Genomic DNA, 19,183 nt, shown 5'->3' with positions numbered 1-19,183 from the left:
TATAACATTTTATTTAATGCACTAGAAATAGATTATTATAAATTTTTTTTTAGTACATTATTAGTTGTCGTAATCCCGTTGGTATGTAATCTATATATTTTGTATCAGTATTCTAAATTAGGAATGAAAAGTAAAATAGAATTAAGTAAAATACTTTTGCTTATAATATTAATTCTGATATATGCTTACTTTTCGCTTGGTTACTTACTCTAAAAAGTAGAAGGACTATCATTAGTATTTTCTAGTACAAATAATCCACTCTCTTAACCGAGTGTTGGGTTGTTTTTGCTGTCTAATGTCCAACGTATTCATAAATTCTGACCATCTAAGCTTCAGAAGCCATCTTAACGTTAAAAATAAAATAATGATTTTCTCGATCAAGTGAATTTTATCTGTTCAAGATAAAGTAATTTTTTTGAGAGACCGCCATTGATAATAATAAGTCATCAGTAACAAAAGTCATAAGAAGACTCATGGTGAAATTTTCCAAGTGGTAAAACCCGTATTGTCTTTAGATTAATCCGCTAAATTATAGATGATTTCTGCAGCGGTTTGACCAACAATTGCATAGTGAAATTTATTTTGTACATTAGCGTAAAATAATTTCGTTATTTCACTGGAATTTTCATATTCGGTACTTACTTCGGAAAATATGGCAGTCAGTTTTAGCCACATTCTTCGTTCGCTCGCATGAATTGAGCGTACTATTTCGAGAAGTTCTTGAAAATAGTCTTTCTCTAAAAGATTCGCTCCTTGTTTTAACCTTTTATCATATACTCTTTTAAAACACCGGTAGCCCATTATTTGAAATGAGTAGCGCGTATAAAGTTCACTCGATATCCAACTGATATATTTCCATCAATACTATAATAGGTTAAACCCCTAGAAATCTCTCTATTACCTTCTTTTCGAACTGTTGCAATTTTTACAACAGTTGAATTAAGTTCTAACTAATTATCGTTAAATATATTGGATACAAACGTCGCTCGAAATTTGCTTTGAGTTTATTTAAGCTCAAATGAATAATACTAACCAAAAATATAAAACACTCCGATAGTTATAAGAACACCCGGCACATTAAGACGTATTAAATCGATAAACTCATGAAATAAATAAAATAATTTTGTGTCAGCTAACAATATAATAAAATTGATTAATTTATATAATACAAACTTTTGTGTTTAATATTTTGTAAAGAATTGAGATTAGCGCATTTAAATACAGAACTTATTAGTAAACTATCAATTTAATAGATGGGAATTATAGTGATAACCATCCCCGATATTAATTTATATTTATTATGCAGATTTTAAAATGAGGGGGTGTTAATAAAGTGATAACAATTCTAATTGAATTATAATAATAACCTTGACAAACGCTTTCATTAATGTGAAATTATGTATATTAATGGATAAGGAGTGTTAAAAATATGAAGAAAAATTTTGTTTATAAACTCTCAACTTTTTTTATGGCATTAATTGTTTCATTTGGAGGGTTATTTCCACAACTAGCAGTGAGTGCTCAGGAGAATATTCTAAATTTAGCTATTGGATCTGAACCACCAACGATTGACCCAGCTATCGCAACGGATACAACATCTGGTGCGATCATTGATAACGTGTTTGAAGGCTTAACAGATACGACGCCAGAAGGAGAAGTAATTCCTGCACTAGCAGAATCATGGGATATGAGTGAAGATGGTTTGGTGTATACATTCTATCTGCGTGAAGGCACATTATGGTCTAACGGTGATGAAGTGGTAGCGGGAGATTTTGAGTATGGTTGGAAACGTGCTTTAAATCCTGAAACCTTATCACAACGTGCAGAGTTTTTATACGTCATTGAAGGCGCACAGGCGTATAACACTGGTGAAGGTAGTGCCGATGATGTCGCTGTTAAGGCATTAGACGACTATACTTTAGAAGTAACTTTAGTTTCGCCAACAGCTTACTTTACTGAGTTACTCGGTATGTATACATTCTTACCCGTTCATCAGTCGGTAGTGGAAGGTAATCCAGATTGGGCGGTTGGTTTAACAGATGATTACATCACAAACGGACCATTCTTATTAACAGAGTGGGTTCATCAAAGTCACTATGTATTAACGAAGAATGACCAATATTGGGATAAAGAGAATGTAGCCTTGGACGAAGTTCATGTACAAATTATCGAATCTCAAGCTACACAAAGTAATGAATACTTGTCAGGCTCATTGGATTATTTAGGTTCACCGTATGGAGAAGTCGCTTTAGGGATGATTGATGAATTTGCTGATCAAGGGATCTTAAAAACTCAACCTATTTCTGCGATTTACTGGTATGTGATTAATACAACTGATCCAACAATGGCGAATGTGAACATTCGTAAAGCTCTTGCTTTTGCCGTTGACCGCCAGAATATTGTCGATAATATTACGAAGGGTGGACAAGTTCCAGCTTTAGGTTATGTTCCAAACGTGATTCCTGGATTTGAGGAAGATCGCGGCTACTTCGAAGATGCTGCCTACGATTCGGCTCGTGAATACTTGACGGTTGGTTTAGAAGAATTAGGTCTATCGGATCCAAGTGAGTTAACGATTAATATTTCAATCAATACAAGTGAAGCTCACTCTGTTATCGCACAAGATATTCAAGAGAAATGGGCGCGTGAATTAGGCATCAATGCAAAAATTGATAACACTGAATGGCAAGTTTACTTAGATCGATTAGATACTAAAGATTACCAAGTTGGACGTATTGGTTGGACGGGTAAATACAATGATGCGACGACTTACCTAGACAACTACAAGACTGCTGATGCCGGTAATAATGATACTGGCTGGGAATCAGAAGAATATAAAGAATTATTAGATCAAGCGATGTTTGAATTAGATGTTGATGCGCGTCTAGATTTGTTACGTCAAGCAGAAGCTGTCATGATTGAAGATATGCCAGTTATTCCACTTTACTACTATAGTAATGCTTACGTGCAGAATGAAAAACTACACGGTATGGATTATGATGGAGTGGGGCGTATTAATCTGAAAGATGTTTATTTTGCAGAGTAATATTTATTTTGATTTATGAAATATTGTAGAAAAACCGCCAAAAAACACTATTAAAAGTGTTTTTGGCGGTTTTATTTATTGGCTTAGCTAGCGCTATTTACATGAAACTTAAAGTATATACAATAATAATATGAATAGATGTTTATGAGAGTCAATGTAAGAGAGCAGTAAATTTCATAGGACGATGAAATCAAATATGCTTTGATTGAATCCGCTATTGTATGTGTTTGCTCGTACACGTCTTTTTTTAAGTGCTACTATTATTACATCAAATTTATATAATGAATTGCTATTGGGGGTTTAAATATTCATAATATAGGATTGATAAATTATTTTATTGTTCAAGCCCACTCTCTTAATTGAGGATGAGTTTTTTTTTGGTATATTTATGAATGGTTGTTGATTAAGCGAACGTACATTCAAATGTTTGTAATCAAACAGTGAAACTTATGATAATAGGCAGAAGCTATTGTCTTTTAAAATTGATAGAGAGTATCAAGACCGTAAAATGCAAAAAGTGGCTAATTTCTTATTGATCGAGAACACCGCCAATTTAAATAAGCATGATATAGAAATAGACTACCTCTATCGTTTTGGTCCCCAGAGAGAGTACGGCGAAATCAGACAGAATCTAACCGAGTCATACGACCACACCATCGCTCAAGACGCCACGAATCTCAGGCCATGTTTCACATCGTCGCTCAAGTCGCCATGATGTGGTTAGGCTATTTAGAGACTAAGAAACGCTGAATAGATGAAGGGGACAGCCTGATGCGTTGTGTTTCAATTTGAGTCGAGTATGTTTACTAACAAATCCGGTATGTCTTAATTTTTGCTACCAAGCATAGAATATCAACAGACTTACTTGAGTTATCCGATTTATCTGCCCAACTATCTAGCTATAAAGAGCTAAACTTGATCAAAAGGCGTAAGAACATGATGAGAATTATTATAATTCAATTAATGGGGAATTTTAGATGATGAAAATCAAATGGACTATTATTGAAAAATATAGAGAAATAGTTAGCGTAAACTAAGAAAGAACGGACTAGAGTCACCCCCTAAAGAGTGAGAAGATTGAAAATCAAAAGCGATTAAATCTTTCTGGAAAGCGAAACCAACTTTGATGTCTAGGCAATCAAATCCAAATGTTGGAAAGGAAAAGATGTCATTTACTAAGAATATGAATGTGTGAGTGCTTCAGACAATTTTGCATGCCCAATAAAATGATACAGAAAAATATCCCTAATGAAACAGATTAAAAGTCATGATTTTATAAAAAAGAAGGTGTCAAGATAGATAGATATGTAAAGACGTTTCGGATATAATTAGTTCCAATGAACAGAATAGTGTTTATAAAACGTATTAAATGGGGAGAAATCTTAGATATAAGATTTTGGGCGTTAGATTTAAAACATATATATTTTGTCTAAATTCAATTAGGGGGATTATTATAATGACAACAGGTAAAACAAAAGTTAGTACAGCTTCTTTAAAAGTAATGGCAGATTGGGGTATTGAAACAATTTACGGTATTCCTTCAGGTACATTAGCTCCATTAATGGAAGCACTAGGTGAACAAGAAGAAACAAACATTGAGTTTCTTCAAGTGAAGCATGAAGAAGTTGCAGCAAAAGCAGCTGTAATGCAATGGAAATTTGGTGGTAAAATTGGTGTTTGTGTGGGATCTGGTGGACCTGGTGCGTCTCACTTAATCAACGGTCTTTACGATGCAGCTATGGATAACACGCCAGTATTAGCTATCTTAGGATCTCGTCCACTAAAAGAATTAAACATGGATGCATTCCAAGAATTAAACCAAAACCCAATGTTTGCGAACATTGCAGTTTACAACCGTCGTGTTGCTTACGCTGAACAATTACCTAAATTAGTTGACGAAGCAATCCGTACTGCTATCGCTAAACGTGGGGTTGCTGTATTAGAAGTTCCTGGAGACTTTGGTTTCCACGAAATGGATAACGATGCATTTTACTCTTCAGCTAAAAGCTTCCGTGATTATACATCTTCACCAATTAACGAAGCTGATATCGACGCAGCAGTTGAAGTGTTAAATAACTCTAAACGTCCTGTAATTTATGCAGGTGTTGGGACTATGGGACACGGTCCTGCAGTAACAGAATTATCTCGCTTAATCAAAGCACCAGTCATTGTAACTGGTAAAAACTACGAGACTTTCGAATATGATTTTGAAGCGCTAGCTGGTTCTACTTACCGTGTTGGTTGGAAACCTGCTAACGAGACAATCAAAGAAGCTGACACAGTTATCTTTATTGGATCAAACTTCCCGTTTGCTGAAGTAGATAAAACATTCGAAAACATTGAAAAATTCATCCAAATTGACAACAACCCAGTAATGCTAGGTAAACGTCACAATGCTGATGTTGCAATTCTTGGAGATGCTGGTGAAGCAGTTCATTCATTATTAGCTAAAGTTACTCCTGTTGAAGAATCAGCTTGGTGGAACGCTAACTTGAAAAACATTCAAAACTGGCGTGAATACATGACGAAATTAGAAACAAAAGAAAGTGGCGCTTTACAACTTTATCAAGTGTACAATGCAATCAACAAGTATGCTGATGAAGATGCAATCTACTCAATCGACGTTGGTAACTCAACTCAAACATCTATTCGTCACTTACACATGACGCCTAAAAACATGTGGAGAACTTCTCCATTGTTTGCATCAATGGGAATTGCATTACCTGGTGGTATCGCAGCTAAGAAAGTTTACCCAGAACGTCAAGCATGGAACTTAGCTGGTGACGGTGCGTTCTCAATGAACTACCAAGATATCGTTACAAACGTACGTTACGATTTACCAGTTATCAACGTGGTATTCACAAACACTGAGTATGGTTTCATCAAGAACAAATATGAAGATACAAACTCAAACACGTTTGGTACTGAATTTACAGACGTTGACTACGCTAAGATTGCTGAAGCACAAGGAGCTGTTGGTTTCACAGTAAGTCGTATCGAAGATATGGACCAAGTGATGGCTGACGCAGTTAAAGCATACAAAGAAGGCAGAACAGTTGTCATCGATGCTAAAATTACAAAAGAACGTCCAATTCCAGTAGAAACACTGAAATTAGATGCATCTTTATACACTGCAGAAGAAATCGCTGCTTATAAAGAGAAATATGAAGCAGAAGAATTAGTAGCATTCAGTGAATTCTTAAAAGCTGAAGGTCTTACTTCTAAAGTAGCTAAATAATTTTGACAGAATATTAATTCGAGAAAAGGTGAGTCGCTGATTAAAGTGACTCACCTTTTTTGTCTTTTTAATGTTGATAGCAATAGAAAAGGGCTATAGATCCTCATACTGGCCAATTTAAGGATCTAAGTTGAAAAAAGTATTAGAGAAAATTTTCTCACAATGCTCAAAATATTATAACCATTTCTTTACCAATTTCTTGGGAAGATTCGATAGGTGTACTGGCTGAACCAGCACGATTAAAAGCTTAGCTGCTTTTTTAATCCTTGCGATACGAAGCGAGCAACATCTCTTGTGTTTTCAACTAGCGCGAGCCTAAGTGGCTCGGAGTTGTCTAGGTGAGCTATCTTTTAGTGTCTGAGTACTTAGGTGAGTAAGTAAAACATGGCTGACAACTTAGGTCAGTAAGTAAAACATGGTTGACTACTTAGGTGAGTAAGTAAAACATGGCTGACTACTTAGGTCAGTAAGTAAAACATGGCTGAGCTCTTAGGTCAGTAAGTAAAACATGGCTGAGTACTTAGGTCAGTAAGTAAAACATGGCTGAGCGTTTAGGTGAGCCACTAAAACATGGCTGAGCTCTTAGGTGAGCCACTAAAACATGGCTCAGTGATTAAAATGAGGGATGTAGAATAATATTTTGGGCAAAATAGAACGGTCTGACAAATGGTTATTGCTAACTAGCTAGATGATACGTGGTGTGGGATAGTCAGATGAAATAAAAATTTGCCTGTATGGAAAAAGGTGCCAACATTCCTGTACAATATAAAAAAGTGTTGAAATACTATCGAAACTACTCAATAAGTAGAAAGTTATAGCGAGTATTAGAAATAAGACTTACTTTAATCTGATAAGGCTTTTTATTCAGGCGGCTTATCTTTTTGCTTGACCTTCAGCACAACATCAGACACACTACAATAAAACAATCATGAGTGAGGGGACTATTATGAACATTATCGTACGTTTTCTATTGAAAATTATTTCTTCCCCAAAAATAAATATGCGCGAGTGGTACAAGCGAATTCGAAGAATTCAAGAATTTTTCGCTCTAAGTGTAAAAAATCGATATGAGTTTTTAGATTGGCATATTTATGCGGAAGATGGCAGCCATGAAATTCCAATTCGTGTCTTTCAACCAGACGTTAAACGTAGTAATGAATTACTACTATTTATTCATGGCGGTGGTTGGGTACTTGGTAATGTTGATACCTATACAAAGGACTGCAGCAAACTGTCCAATCGAACAGGCCGAACCGTTTTATCTGTCGACTATTCGAAAGCACCAGAGCATCCATTTCCAGCAGGCTTTAATGATGTTTATCAAGTAACTGATAGGTTATTGACTGATCTAAAAACGACCGGTTTGTTAGAAGGAAATGAATTAACATTAGTTGGCAACTCAGCAGGAGCCAACTTGGTAGCAGCTGTTTCTTTACGTTTACGTGATGAAGGTAAAACTATCCCCACCAAGCAAATATTAATTAATCCAGTGACTTATTGGGCGCACGATGAACGCTCACCTTTTAAAAGTGTCTGTGAAAATGCGACTGATTATGGCTTAACCGCTAAGAAAATGCAAGAGTACATGGATATGTATGAACCAGATATTGGAGCTCGTCAGTCACCTTATGTCGCTCCTTTGATGACACAAGACTTTTCTAAGCAACCGGCCAGTTTAATCATTATTTCTGAATTTGATCCATTACGTGATGAAGGGCTGATGTATGGCGAGTTGTTAGAAGAAGCGGGGAATTCGGTAGAAATTTTTGAAGCAACTCAGACGGTTCATAATTATATATTTGGACCACTCAACCATAAAATTGTCGAAGATTCTTATGATTTAATCGAACGCTTTCTAGATAATCACTTGAAAGGAAGTGACGCATATGACGAAACGGGAAGCTCGAAGCCAGAATAAGTGGGTAAGGTTAGACTACGCTTCGAATATATTTCTTGCTGCCATGACACAAAGGGACACCAAAGTGTTCCGATTCAGTGCGGAAGTTTCAGAAGCAGTCGACGCTAATTTGTTGCAAATGGCCTTGCAGAAAGTCTATGACCAATACAGGCTATACCATAGTGTCTTACGGCGTGGCTTCTTTTGGTATTATTTAGAAGAAAGCGATTTAATACCAACTGTAAAAGAAGATACACAATCACCCTGCCGTCCAATTTATCATTTTGACCGCAAAGAATTGCTCTTTCGCGTGCTTTATTTAAATCAGCGAATTAGTCTGGAGGTATTCCATGTTTTATCAGATGGAACGGGCGCTATGTGGTTTTTCCAAGATTTAATGCGCGAGTATTTGGTATTAAAACATCCAGAAGCCCAGAGTATGCTTCTAGAAACCTCAACTTATAGTCACGAGAGCTCAAGTGAAGATAGTTTCTCGCGTCACTTCCGTAAAACTGAACAGCGCAGTTTTACTCAAGAGGCTCAATCTGCTTTACGTAATTTTACAGAAATAGGCGTGCGAGTGAAACGAATTCTTTTTCCAATCGCCAAACGAAGCAAAAAGAAAGTCTATCACTATAAAGGGACGTATACTCCGGATAACAGGCCACGAGTTGTCGAGTTAGAAATGCCAGTCAAAGACATTATTAGCCAAGCGAAGAAAATCGGCGTATCGGTAACTATTTATTTAACCGCTTTATTTATAGAAGCTTTACGGCAAAGTGTCACGGATTTTGAAGGTGATGAAACAATTGCGGTCTCTGTTCCAGTTAACCTGCGCCAATATTTCCCCTCGACGTCTGCGCGAAATTTTTTCTCGGTGACCAATATTTCTTATACTTATAAAAAAGGTCATGAGAATAGTTTGCATGACATTTGTTATGAGCTCAAAGCCGAGCTTGATCCTCAACTCGAAAAAGATCACCTAGAGGGCTGGCTAAAGCAACTCGTTTATTTCGAATATATGCCGATTAGCCGTGTGGTTCTTCGGCCAATCAAAGATTTTGGTTTAAAAATAATTAATTATCTGAATAACCGAAATATCACAATTGCGATATCCAATTTAGGACGCGTCAGTTTTTCTCAAATGATTGATCAATGGGTCAAGCAAGTTTTCTTTCATACGATTGCTGTCAGACCTCAATTTTGTACGATCAGTCATAATGATGTGATGACGATTACCTTTACCTCACCGTTTGTGGAAACTGATATTTTTCAAAACTTTGCGACTCATTTAACTGATTTGGGCATACCGGTCACAACAACTGTTAATAAGGTGACTGAAGAAGAGTTAGGAGAGGGCAGCCATGCGTAAATGCGACCGGTGTAAAGTTGAAATAAATGGAGATTGGGCAACTTGTCCCTTATGTCACCAAGCAATTGCTCAAACAGGAGGAGTCGTTCCCAGTTCATATCCCGACGTTCCGCTTCAATTTAATAATCAACGAATTGTTAAATGGCTAGTTTGGCTGTCCATCCTGATTATACTGGTAATTTTTGCTTTCGCTTATATTTGGCGGGGAGAAATACGTGTGTTTGAAGGATCTGTTTTAGGCATTGGAACGATTTGGCTGATTGTATTAATCGTTGTACGGAAACGGCGAAATTTAGCCAAAAGTGTCCTGTACTTGCTAGTGAGCCTGTCATTAGTCAGCGCCTATCTAGATTACCTTCTGACTTGGACAGGCTGGTCGTTGACTTACGCGATACCAATTTTTTGTAGTGCATCGCTCGTGGGGATGTTTGTTTCCACAAGATTAATCCACTTGAAGCCAGGGGATTATATTCTTTATTTAGCTGTTGCGGACATACTTGGGCTCGTGCCAGCGATTTTTCTAATTTTAGGTTGGGTTACAGTGACAACACCCGCGGCGATTTCAGTTTTTTTGAGCGTTTTAACCTTGATTTTAATTGTCTTGTTCCGTTGGCCGGATATCCGTCGCGAACTAAAGAAACGGACCTTTATTTAGAAAATGACTCTTTACTCAGAATATTTTGATTGGATTTACAGCAGTACAGCGATAGTTGATGATTGCAAAGTAGGCTTACTCTAAGTTTGCTTGAAATGTTGTGGAAGTAAGCCGTATATCATCAGTCGACATTCTGAATAACAAGCAAAAGAGCCGTCTCATTTCAGAGGCGGCTCTTTTATTACTCATATTCAGTTCGAATCCGTCGAGTCAGGAAACCGCCTTGCATGCGAATAGACCTAAGAAATACCCGGCAAGTAAAGCTCTACTCGTCGATGCTATCTAAATGTCTTTCCATTGTTTCAGCGCCGCCAAACCAGGTATCAATCAGCTCTTCCATTGGTAAATTCAACAGATCTTTGACGTATTTGAATTCAAGCTATCATCCTCGATACCAGTCTCAGTTGCTGTGGCTAATGAGGTATGACTACCGAAATAAGCTGCGAAAACGATGCTTTTTAAAGTGCTACCCAATAATTCATTATCTAATTCGTAGATGTTCATCTAAAAACTCTTTTTTAATATTATTTCCTTACATAATACCATATAAAACCGTGAATTTCGGAGATACTATAACTAACATGACTCTCTCCTTTAGGTTAAATCCTCTGCCTTAAACGATTTAATAGCGACGGTAATCGAAAATCGCTCTGGAAAACTCAGGACCAGTCAACAGGTTTACTTGAGCGAGCCTACACGCATAATCGTAGGAACGTCATCCAAGAACAATTCTTTAAATTCAATCTCCACATTTTCTGGCTCTTCATTTGTACCATAATAAATCATTAGATTAATGGCGCGTCCTGCTGAGACAAACTCTTGTTTAATTTCATCTAAATTGTAGTAATGTTCTGCCTTGACATTGTTAACGTAAACGTCGAGGTCGTGGCCCGTACGGTATTCTTCGCTCGTATGATTGTGCAGAACATATTCAACGACAATCACATGTTTGAACGTCGTTTCTTCGTAATCATAACGCTTATTAGTCAAGGCAACCTTTTTAATCTCAGCAATCACTTGACCACTTGGTAAGTTAATACCAGGTTCGTAGTCCACAATATCGCTTTGTAATGCCCTCATTTCTGAGGTTAGTAAAGCTATCTCTGCTTCAATTTCACTGAACCGCGCCTCGGTCTGTGCTATTGCAGACGTTAACTTCAGATTATTCAAACTAACTAAAAGCACAAAGACTATTTGTACCAACCATTTTTTCATTCAATGCCTCAATTATGATTTTTTGAAAACTCAAAAATGCCTTTATCTCATTATATCATGGAGGAGACATTTATGGGACTTATCATCAAAACGCTCATCTCGCCAAACACTTCCAACATTGTCAAAATATTCCTTGAAATAAAAAAATTGGAGGACCAGATAGAAAGCCTGCTAAAATGCTGATAATTCGCTGCTAGAAAATTATTTTTTCGCAAGTTTATAGGAGAAGAATAATCAAATGAACTCAAAATGCTTGTGAATAGTTTTGTTTTCCATGAAGTGATTCGAAAGCGAGATAATTCATTCTAAACGCCATTGTAATAAGCTTGCGAAGGGGATAAAAAAATAAATTAAATTTTAATTAAAGTGAAGTTTGTGAATTTCATATAAAAAAAGAATATTTTTGTGAAGGAAAAGTAAATCAACTTATCCAAAAGTGAACAAGGATGAAATTGTCATAAGTTTATTGTGAAAAAATAGTTGTCATGACAGTATTATATTGTATAGTTAGTTAGCTTATGATTTAACGAGTTTAACAATGAATTTAAAATGAAATCAGTTATAAATGCCTATTTAACAATGTTTTCTCTCCCGTTTTTATGAGGGAAGTGTTATACTTTTAAATGTAAATTATAACATTGCCTAAGTGCAAGAAGGAGACTTTTTATGAAAATTGTATTAGTCGGTAGTGATCATGCTGGAATTGCAGCAGCTAAAATGATCTTAACGAATCCAGAAAACGAATTAGTAGTGATGGATAAAAGCAGCCACATTTCTTATGTAGGTGCTGGAACAGCTCTTTGGGTAGGTCAAAAAGTTGAGAATCCTAACGATCTTTTCTATACAAATCCTGAGGAATTAGCAGCTTTAGGCGCTAAAATGTTAATGGAGACAACGGTAACAAACGTTGATTACGCAAATAAAATTGTTTTTGCTGAAGACAAGAATGGTGAAACGATTGAAGAGTCATACGATAAATTAGTTTTAGCAACAGGTTCATTGCCAATTGCTCCTAATTTACCAGGTAAAGATTTAAAAGGAATTCACTTCTTAAAAGCTTTCGAAGAAGGCCGTGAAGTTGAAGCTGCTATGGCAGACCCTAAAGTAAAACGCGTGGGTATTATTGGTGCGGGTTACATTGGAGTTGAAATTGCTGAAGGTATCCGTCTACGTGGTAAAGAAGTTGTGATGTTTGATGCGGAAGCACATTCATTAATGAACTACTATGACGAAGAGTTCGCTTCAAAAATGGATGAAAACTTAATTGAAAATGGTTTAGAATTACAATTCGGTCAATTAGCTCAAGGCTATATCGGAAATGAAGAAGGCCATGTGACAGGTATTAAAACATCTGAAGGCGAATACGATGTTGATTTAGTTATCAACTGTATTGGTTTCCGTCCAAGCGCTGACTTAGGTGGCGATCATTTAGAAAAATTTGTCAATGGTGCTTACTTAGTCGACCGTAAACAAGTGACAAGTGATCCAGATGTCTATGCAATTGGTGACTGTGCGACTGTTTTCTCTACCGCACAAGGCAAAACAGGTTACATCGCATTAGCATCAAATGCTGTTCGATCAGGTTTTATTGCAGGTTCTAACTTAGCAGGCAAAGACATTGAATCTCCAGGTGTTCAAGGTTCAAATGGGATTTCAATCTTTGGTTTAAACTTAGTTTCAACTGGGATAAGTGTTCGTGCTGCTAAACGTTTTGAAGTTGAAGTCGACTATGTTGACTACGAAGATACCCAAATCGAAGAATCAATCAAAGACCATGAAAATGGTACTGTTAAATTACGTATTGTTTGGGAAAAAGAGAGCCGCCGCATTGTTGGTGCGCAATTTGTTTCAAGATTGAATATTTCAAGTGTGATTCATACGTTCTCATTAGCTATTGAACAAGGTTACACGATTGATCAACTAGCATTATTAGACATTTTCTACTTACCACATTTCAATAAAGTGACTAACTACATTACTTCAGCCGCTTTAAAAGCAATTAAATAATTTAGTTAGCCAAAGCTCATCTTCGGATGGGCTTTTTATCTTGGAAATAGAACTGTTTTACTGAGTATTTTGCTTGAATAATTAGTCAATGTTCCTCACATCACTGTTAAATCGGAGAGTGTTCGATTTTTGAGAGTATAAACACTCTTGGTGTATCGATTTGTACTAACATTAGATGAGTGTGTATACTTTTTATATCACCAAGAAAGAAAGCGTTTTCAGTGTTGTGACTGTGATTGGTCAATTAATTGGAGGGAATAATCATATGAGAATATTCGAAAAGAGAGCTCTACGTGGGGCAAACTATTATCATCAGCTTCCGGTTATCTTTATGGGATTGGAATTGGGTGAACTTGAGGAACGGCCAAGTAATACAGTACCGAACTTTTTGATTAATCTTAAAACTCTACTCCCTAGCTTACAAGAACACACATGCTCGCCTGGTGTGGTGGGTGGCTTCTTTCAGCGAATTGAGAGTGGTACTTGGGCAGGGCATATTTCGGAACATGTGGCTTTAGAGTTGCAGAATTTGATTGGTCATCCCGTAAACTTTGGAAAGACGTTTACTAAAGAACCTAAATGAACCTATCACATGGTTTATCGCTACTGCATTGAAGCGGTTGGCTTGCGAGCGGGCGAAATGGCAGTGGAATTAGTCAATCGTTTATTTGAAGGGAAACTCACAGAAATCGCACCATTACTTGCTGAACTACGAATGCTAGAAGAAGAAAGTTCGTTTGGACCGTCGACGCAAGCTATAGTTGATGAGGCGACTAGCCGTGGTATATCCTATAACCGATTAAACAAAGATAGTTATGTTCAATTAGGTGATGGTAAATATCAGCGTCGCATCGAAGCGACCCTCATGGATAGTACGTCTGCTATCGGAGTTGAAATTGCTGCTGATAAAGAACGAACCAAGGAAATACTTGCCAATAGTGGTATAGCAGTATCAAAAGGAAAGCGAATCACCCAGCTAAACGATGCGATTGAGACGGCTGAAAGTATTGGTTACCCTGTCGTTTTAAAGTCACAAACTGGTAATCATGGTAGGGGTGTGGTGGTTAATATTCAGGATGAGAGTACACTGCGTCTAGCTTTTGAGAAGCTTTCATTGATGACTTCTCAGATGATTGTTGAACAGCATCTTGAGGGGTTTGATTATCGCTTAATGGTGATTGATGGTAAGTTTGTAGCAGCGGCTTTGCGGCAACCAGCTTATGTTATCGGCGATGGTGAAGCGAGTATTAGTGAATTGATTGATCGCTTGAATGATGACCCACTAAGAGGGAATGGGCATGAAAAAGTCTTGACGAAGGTTAAGATTGACCATGACACACAACGAGTATTGGGCTTGCAGAATTTTCATTTGAGTACAGTTTTGACTTTAAAGCAGCGGGCTTATGTTAAGGCGACTGCCAATCTAAGTTCGGGAGGCACGGCTGTCGATGTGACTGAGACTGTCCATCCTACGATTAAAAGGATGGCAGAACGGGTGTCACAGTTGATTGGACTGAATGTGATGGGAATTGATTTAATTGCGGATAGCTTAGAAGAGCCATTGGATTCAAGCCGAGCAGGCATCATAGAAGTTAACGCTGGACCAGGATTTCGTATGCATTTATGTCCTTCTGAAGGGATACCTCGTAATATTGCGTCCTCAGTGATTGACATGTTGTTTCCCGAAGGGACGCCACACACTGTCCCAATTTGTGCGATAACAGGAACAAACGGTAAGACTACGACCTCCCGATTAATTACACATATACTCTCGCAACAAGGACAAATCGTAGGGTTGGCATCAACCGATGCAGTGGAAATTAATCATACACCGATTCTTAAAGGTGATTACAGTGGGCCGGCTGGGGCGGTGGGTGTGTTGGCTGATCAAACAATCGATTATGCTGTCTTAGAAGTTGCGAGGGGTGGCATCATTCGCCGAGGATTAGGTTTTCGGGAATGCGATGTCGGTGTTTTACTAAATGTCTCATCGGATCATTTGGGCTTTGGCGGTATCGATACACTCGAGGAATTAACTCGTCTGAAGTCCGTTGTGACTGAGTCAGTCAAGCCGGAAGGGTATACCGTTTATAATGCGGATGATCCATTAGTCATGAGTCGGGCTGGTAAAACAAAAGGAAGCACGATTTATTTCTCACTTGATGATCAGAATGATATTCTGTTGGAAAACTTAAAGAATGGACGTGCTAATGTCACGCTAGTTGGTAAGCAAGTGGTGATTCAAAAGCCGGACCAGCAAGTGGTCATTGGCGAGATAGATGAGTTTCCAATGACGTTCGCGGGACAAGCGCAGTTCAATGTTAAAAATCTGATGGCAGCGATAGCAGCCACCTATGCTTTAGGTGTGCCAATAGAGCAGATTCGTGCGGGTGTAATGAGTTTTAATACTTCGATTAGCCAGTCGCCTGGACGAATGAACGTCATCGATTTTGGGGAGTTCAAAGTCGTCATCGACTATGGACATAATCCTGGTGCCATCCATGCGACGGGGGATTTTTTCCGACGCTTAATGCCAGGGCGCAAGATTCGTTTAGCTTCTGGGGTTGGTAATCGACGTGAAGAGGATATTAAAGCATATGGTCAAGCAGTTGCACATTATTTCGACCAGGTCATTCTTTGTAATTCGGCGCCAAGAAATCGTCCATTAGGTGAAACGGCAGAAATAGTCAAACAAGGTATGCTTGAAGGCGGTATGGAAGCCAATGCGATTGAGCTGGTTTATGATGAAATTCTTGCTGCTCGCCGTGCATTGGAGATGGCGGAACCGAATGATCTAGTGGTGCTTCAAGCAGATAATATTGCCAAGGTCACACAAGACGTTCTGGATTTCAAGAGGGAATATACCGCCAACCAAATTCTTTCATTGAAACAATAAGGTCGCCTTGGGTCGAATATACTGATTTCCGGATGTGTAACAAGGTAAGCATAATCATTGATACAAAATATTTCTATTAAATTAAAGGTTCGTAATAAATAAAGTGTTACGATGCCTGATTTTTTTTCTAAATGTTGGATTATCAACGATTATAAGCATTCATCATCACAGTATACGAACCTTCAAAGGGGAAGCTAGGGCTAGTAAAAGAATAAATACATCGCAAAAATTAAGTGGTAAGTAATTTTAAAAGACCTGTTTTTGTTTAGAGGTCTTTTTTATTGTGGACCAAAGAAAATAGGTTAGAACACTTTAGCGCTACAAATTGTTTGGTCATGTTTAATTACAAGTATTAAGATAGCTTGCTAGTAAAAGTTTGCGTTAGCAGTGATCCAAGACTTAAACGGAGTTGATATTATTATTATTTTAAACATCGATTTTTCCTATTGCTTGACCACAAGTTTTACAAAAAAATTAAAGCAAAGTGAGATTATATTTAAAGTTTTGCCATTTTTGTTATATCATTTAAATAAAAACTTCTAAGAAAGCGGGTGATTCAATGTACCAGACAGAATTTTTACTAAAAGAATATCAATTCAGACATTATAAACTAGATAAGGTCGAGCTTTTGACTGGGACTGCAAAAGCTTATCCAGTGATAGTTGGGCTAAATCCAAGTGCTAATGAATACTTTTTACGATTAGGGATGGAAAGGCAGTATGAAATACTAGAAGCGGATGAAATGAAAGACTTCATCCAAAAGCTTAATCATACGTATGATGCGGAGAAAGTTGAATATACGCCGACTACTCGATCAACTTTTTTCGAAGTGAAGGGCCAGATACCAGCTAAACAAGCAGAATTTGAAAAACTAATGACTGGTTTATTAACTGAGTTGCCTTTGAAATTTGAAGAATTATCTTTAATGGAAACGGATTTCATGAGTGAACTGGTCGAAGAAACCATCGATTTATATGCCTACGATAATTCTTATTATTTATTGAATAATTCCAACTATCAGAAAATCCTTAACAAACAAGCAAAGTACACGGAGCGAGAAGAATCCCCAATAACTGGGCTTTATAGTGGCATCTTAGGGGCAATCCTCGGGGGAACCTTGGGAACACTGGTGGCATTTCTCATGTGGGGACCGGCTATCAACTACTCATTTTACGGGTGGTTGCCTAGCTTTTTTAGTGTCGCGATGGGCTTTGCCTGCTATCGCAAGCAAAAAGGGCACGTCTCAAAAGCGACTTATCTCAAGTTAGCCACTGTGGTAGTTCTCATTATACTGATGCTTAATTACGGGATTTACACGATTTTGATGGGGGATAGTCGTTATTTCTTCAGCACTCTCATCCGTCTGCCGATTATCCTGAGACTTTCGGGAGTTTTACCCGTCTTCCTTACCAACAACGCGACCGCCATCGCCGTCGTATTCATTTACACTTGGTTGCACTACAATTATCACCATCGCCGCAAACGTTTATTTAATATTCGAAGAATTGCACACCAATAACCAGAAAAGTCCTCGTCAGGATAGACTGATGAGGACTTGTTATATTTTGGCTGACTGTCTCTCAGTCAGATTCTGGATTCTTTATGTTTGATAGAGAAAGACGAGTTGTTTGTCAGTCGAGCGTTCTTTTGAAAAAATATAATGAGGATGATCGAAATGTTTTAGATCGTCAATCTGTGAAGCCTGGTGTTCAGCCGCGAATCGCACCATTTGACCACGAGCCATTTTCGCCGGAGTAGCCTTTATTTTCAGCTTTCCGTCGATTAAGTTTGCAAAAACAATATCAATAAATTGATCGCTAGTTTTGAGGTAAGGAGTAAGGGCCTTGGTATACTCTTTAGAAGCCAGGTTAATGATCGGACCTTCGTCAAATTGAAGAGCGTCATAGATTTTCTGCCCCCAAAATTGGTAAAGATTGGTGTGATTTTGGATAGGCAGCGGAGCCTGCATTTCAAGTCGGTAGGGCGAAATCCCATCAAAGGGACGTAATATCCCGTAAAAACCAGAAAGAATCCGTAAATTCTCTTTGACATAGCTCAATTCGCTCGCAGTAAATAAATCGGGCACCATATACTGAAATTGCAGGCCCTTATAAGACATGACCGCAGCCGATAATTGCTTATCTAATTGCATATTTCTTAGCCGTTCGAAATTTTCAGTTGCCAGCTTATCATTACATTTCCAAAGTTGCTTCGCCTCTACATATGTCAAAGCCTGCAAGCTATTAAGAATCTGGCTGGCTTCTTTGATATAAAGCGGCTTACTTTCGGCGAGGAAACTATCTGTTTCAGCGACCATTTGTTTAGTAGGTGAAATAATAATTTGCATAATAATTCCTTTCATTAGAGCAGTTCCTATTAGTTTAACACGGCAGTTGAAATTCGTCAGCATCTAATGCAAGTGGCGTATCTGGTTAAATCGTGTTTACTGAGCGACGAATCACGTTACGCGGTCATGAAAACTTGGCTGACTGTTTAGGTGAGCCACTAAAAGTAGGCTGACTGTTTAGGTGAGCCACTAAAAATTGGCTGACTGTTTAGGTGAGCCACTAAAAGTAGGCTGACTGTTTAGGTGAGCCACTAAAAGTTGGCTGACTGTTTAGGTGAGCCACTAAAAATTGGCTGAGTGATTAGGTGAGCCACTAAAAGTTGGCTGACTGCTTAGGTGAGCCACTAAAAGTTGGCTGAGCGATTAGGTGAGCCACTAAAAGTTGGCTGAGTTCTTAGGTGAGCCACTAAAAGTTGGCTGAGTTCTTAGGTGAGCCGCTAAAAGTTGGCTGACTGATTAGGTGAGCCACTAACACATGGCTGACTGCTTAGGTGAGCCACTAAAAGTAGG

16 protein-coding genes are annotated in these 19,183 nt (G+C 37.9%); 10 read left to right on the top strand and 6 right to left on the bottom strand.

Features of this window, described 5'->3' with window-relative positions; genetic code table 11:
• Positions 1–388: 388 nt before the first annotated feature.
• The 3 genes from ACTQ45_RS06520 to ACTQ45_RS06510 are packed head-to-tail and all read right to left on the bottom strand — an operon-like array spanning position 389 to position 890.
• Positions 389–490, bottom strand: coding sequence for a DUF5960 family protein (locus tag ACTQ45_RS06520; protein ID WP_441753263.1), 102 nt, complete (start codon positions 488–490; stop codon positions 389–391).
• Between the two features lie 26 nt (positions 491–516).
• Positions 517–801 (bottom strand): RhuM family protein, encoded by a 285-nt coding sequence (gene rhuM, locus ACTQ45_RS06515; RefSeq protein WP_441753262.1) that lies wholly within the window; start codon positions 799–801, stop codon positions 517–519.
• Positions 801–890 carry a hypothetical protein gene (locus ACTQ45_RS06510; RefSeq protein WP_441763336.1) on the bottom strand — a complete coding sequence of 30 codons (90 nt, stop codon included), beginning with the start codon at positions 888–890 and terminating at the stop codon, positions 801–803. The genes rhuM and ACTQ45_RS06510 overlap by 1 nt, the downstream gene beginning before the upstream one ends.
• A gap of 539 nt (positions 891–1,429) precedes the next feature.
• Here ACTQ45_RS06510 and ACTQ45_RS06505 point away from each other — a divergent pair.
• From ACTQ45_RS06505 to ACTQ45_RS06480, 6 genes are all read left to right on the top strand, one after another.
• Entirely contained in the window at positions 1,430–3,046 is a 1,617-nt protein-coding gene (locus ACTQ45_RS06505; protein WP_441753261.1) for a peptide ABC transporter substrate-binding protein, read from the top strand.
• Positions 3,047–4,502: 1,456 nt separating this feature from the next.
• Positions 4,503–6,284, top strand: coding sequence for a pyruvate oxidase (gene spxB / locus ACTQ45_RS06500; RefSeq protein ID WP_441753260.1), 1,782 nt, complete (start codon positions 4,503–4,505; stop codon positions 6,282–6,284).
• Between the two features lie 946 nt (positions 6,285–7,230).
• A complete protein-coding gene (locus ACTQ45_RS06495; RefSeq protein ID WP_441763279.1) occupies positions 7,231–8,202 on the top strand; it encodes an alpha/beta hydrolase fold domain-containing protein in 972 nt (323 codons plus the stop codon).
• The gene (locus tag ACTQ45_RS06490) at positions 8,171–9,553 is read left to right on the top strand and encodes an alcohol acetyltransferase (protein ID WP_441753256.1); all 1,383 of its coding nucleotides are present in this window, start codon (positions 8,171–8,173) and stop codon (positions 9,551–9,553) included. Before ACTQ45_RS06495 ends, ACTQ45_RS06490 begins: the two co-directional genes overlap by 32 nt.
• Positions 9,546–10,208, top strand: a complete 663-nt coding sequence (locus ACTQ45_RS06485) for a DUF6320 domain-containing protein (protein WP_441753255.1) — start codon at positions 9,546–9,548, stop codon at positions 10,206–10,208. Before ACTQ45_RS06490 ends, ACTQ45_RS06485 begins: the two co-directional genes overlap by 8 nt.
• Before the next feature lie 100 nt (positions 10,209–10,308).
• On the top strand, positions 10,309–10,494 hold the full coding sequence (locus tag ACTQ45_RS06480) for a hypothetical protein (RefSeq protein ID WP_441763278.1): 186 nt from the start codon (positions 10,309–10,311) through the stop codon (positions 10,492–10,494).
• A gap of 62 nt (positions 10,495–10,556) precedes the next feature.
• Here the strand turns inward: ACTQ45_RS06480 and ACTQ45_RS06475 are convergent, their stop codons facing one another.
• Together ACTQ45_RS06475 and ACTQ45_RS06470 are read right to left on the bottom strand one after the other, a co-directional pair.
• Positions 10,557–10,712, bottom strand: coding sequence for a hypothetical protein (locus tag ACTQ45_RS06475; RefSeq protein ID WP_441753254.1), 156 nt, complete (start codon positions 10,710–10,712; stop codon positions 10,557–10,559).
• Between the two features lie 174 nt (positions 10,713–10,886).
• Complete coding sequence (locus tag ACTQ45_RS06470; protein WP_441753252.1) at positions 10,887–11,423, bottom strand: hypothetical protein; 537 nt, start codon at positions 11,421–11,423, stop codon at positions 10,887–10,889.
• A gap of 666 nt (positions 11,424–12,089) precedes the next feature.
• On the opposite strand from ACTQ45_RS06470, the gene nox reads away from it, so the two are divergent.
• From nox to ACTQ45_RS06450, 4 genes are all read left to right on the top strand, one after another.
• The gene (gene nox / locus ACTQ45_RS06465; RefSeq protein ID WP_441753250.1) at positions 12,090–13,430 is read left to right on the top strand and encodes a H2O-forming NADH oxidase; all 1,341 of its coding nucleotides are present in this window, start codon (positions 12,090–12,092) and stop codon (positions 13,428–13,430) included.
• Positions 13,431–13,695: 265 nt separating this feature from the next.
• Positions 13,696–14,013 (top strand): cyanophycin synthetase family protein, encoded by a 318-nt coding sequence (locus ACTQ45_RS06460; RefSeq protein ID WP_441753248.1) that lies wholly within the window; start codon positions 13,696–13,698, stop codon positions 14,011–14,013.
• Between the two features lie 9 nt (positions 14,014–14,022).
• Positions 14,023–16,326: a cyanophycin synthetase gene (gene cphA / locus ACTQ45_RS06455; RefSeq protein ID WP_441753247.1), complete on the top strand. Its 2,304-nt coding sequence runs from the start codon at positions 14,023–14,025 to the stop codon at positions 16,324–16,326.
• Between the two features lie 559 nt (positions 16,327–16,885).
• The gene (locus tag ACTQ45_RS06450; protein WP_441753246.1) at positions 16,886–17,845 is read left to right on the top strand and encodes a hypothetical protein; all 960 of its coding nucleotides are present in this window, start codon (positions 16,886–16,888) and stop codon (positions 17,843–17,845) included.
• 81 nt (positions 17,846–17,926) lie between these two features.
• Here the strand turns inward: ACTQ45_RS06450 and yaaA are convergent, their stop codons facing one another.
• On the bottom strand, positions 17,927–18,673 hold the full coding sequence (yaaA, locus tag ACTQ45_RS06445) for a peroxide stress protein YaaA (RefSeq protein WP_441753354.1): 747 nt from the start codon (positions 18,671–18,673) through the stop codon (positions 17,927–17,929).
• Positions 18,674–19,183: the final 510 nt, after the last annotated feature.

The sequence above is a fragment of the Fundicoccus sp. Sow4_D5 genome (assembly GCF_052116365.1).
Classification (GTDB): domain Bacteria; phylum Bacillota; class Bacilli; order Lactobacillales; family Aerococcaceae; genus Fundicoccus.
This window is presented reverse-complemented; position numbering and strand designations above follow the sequence as displayed.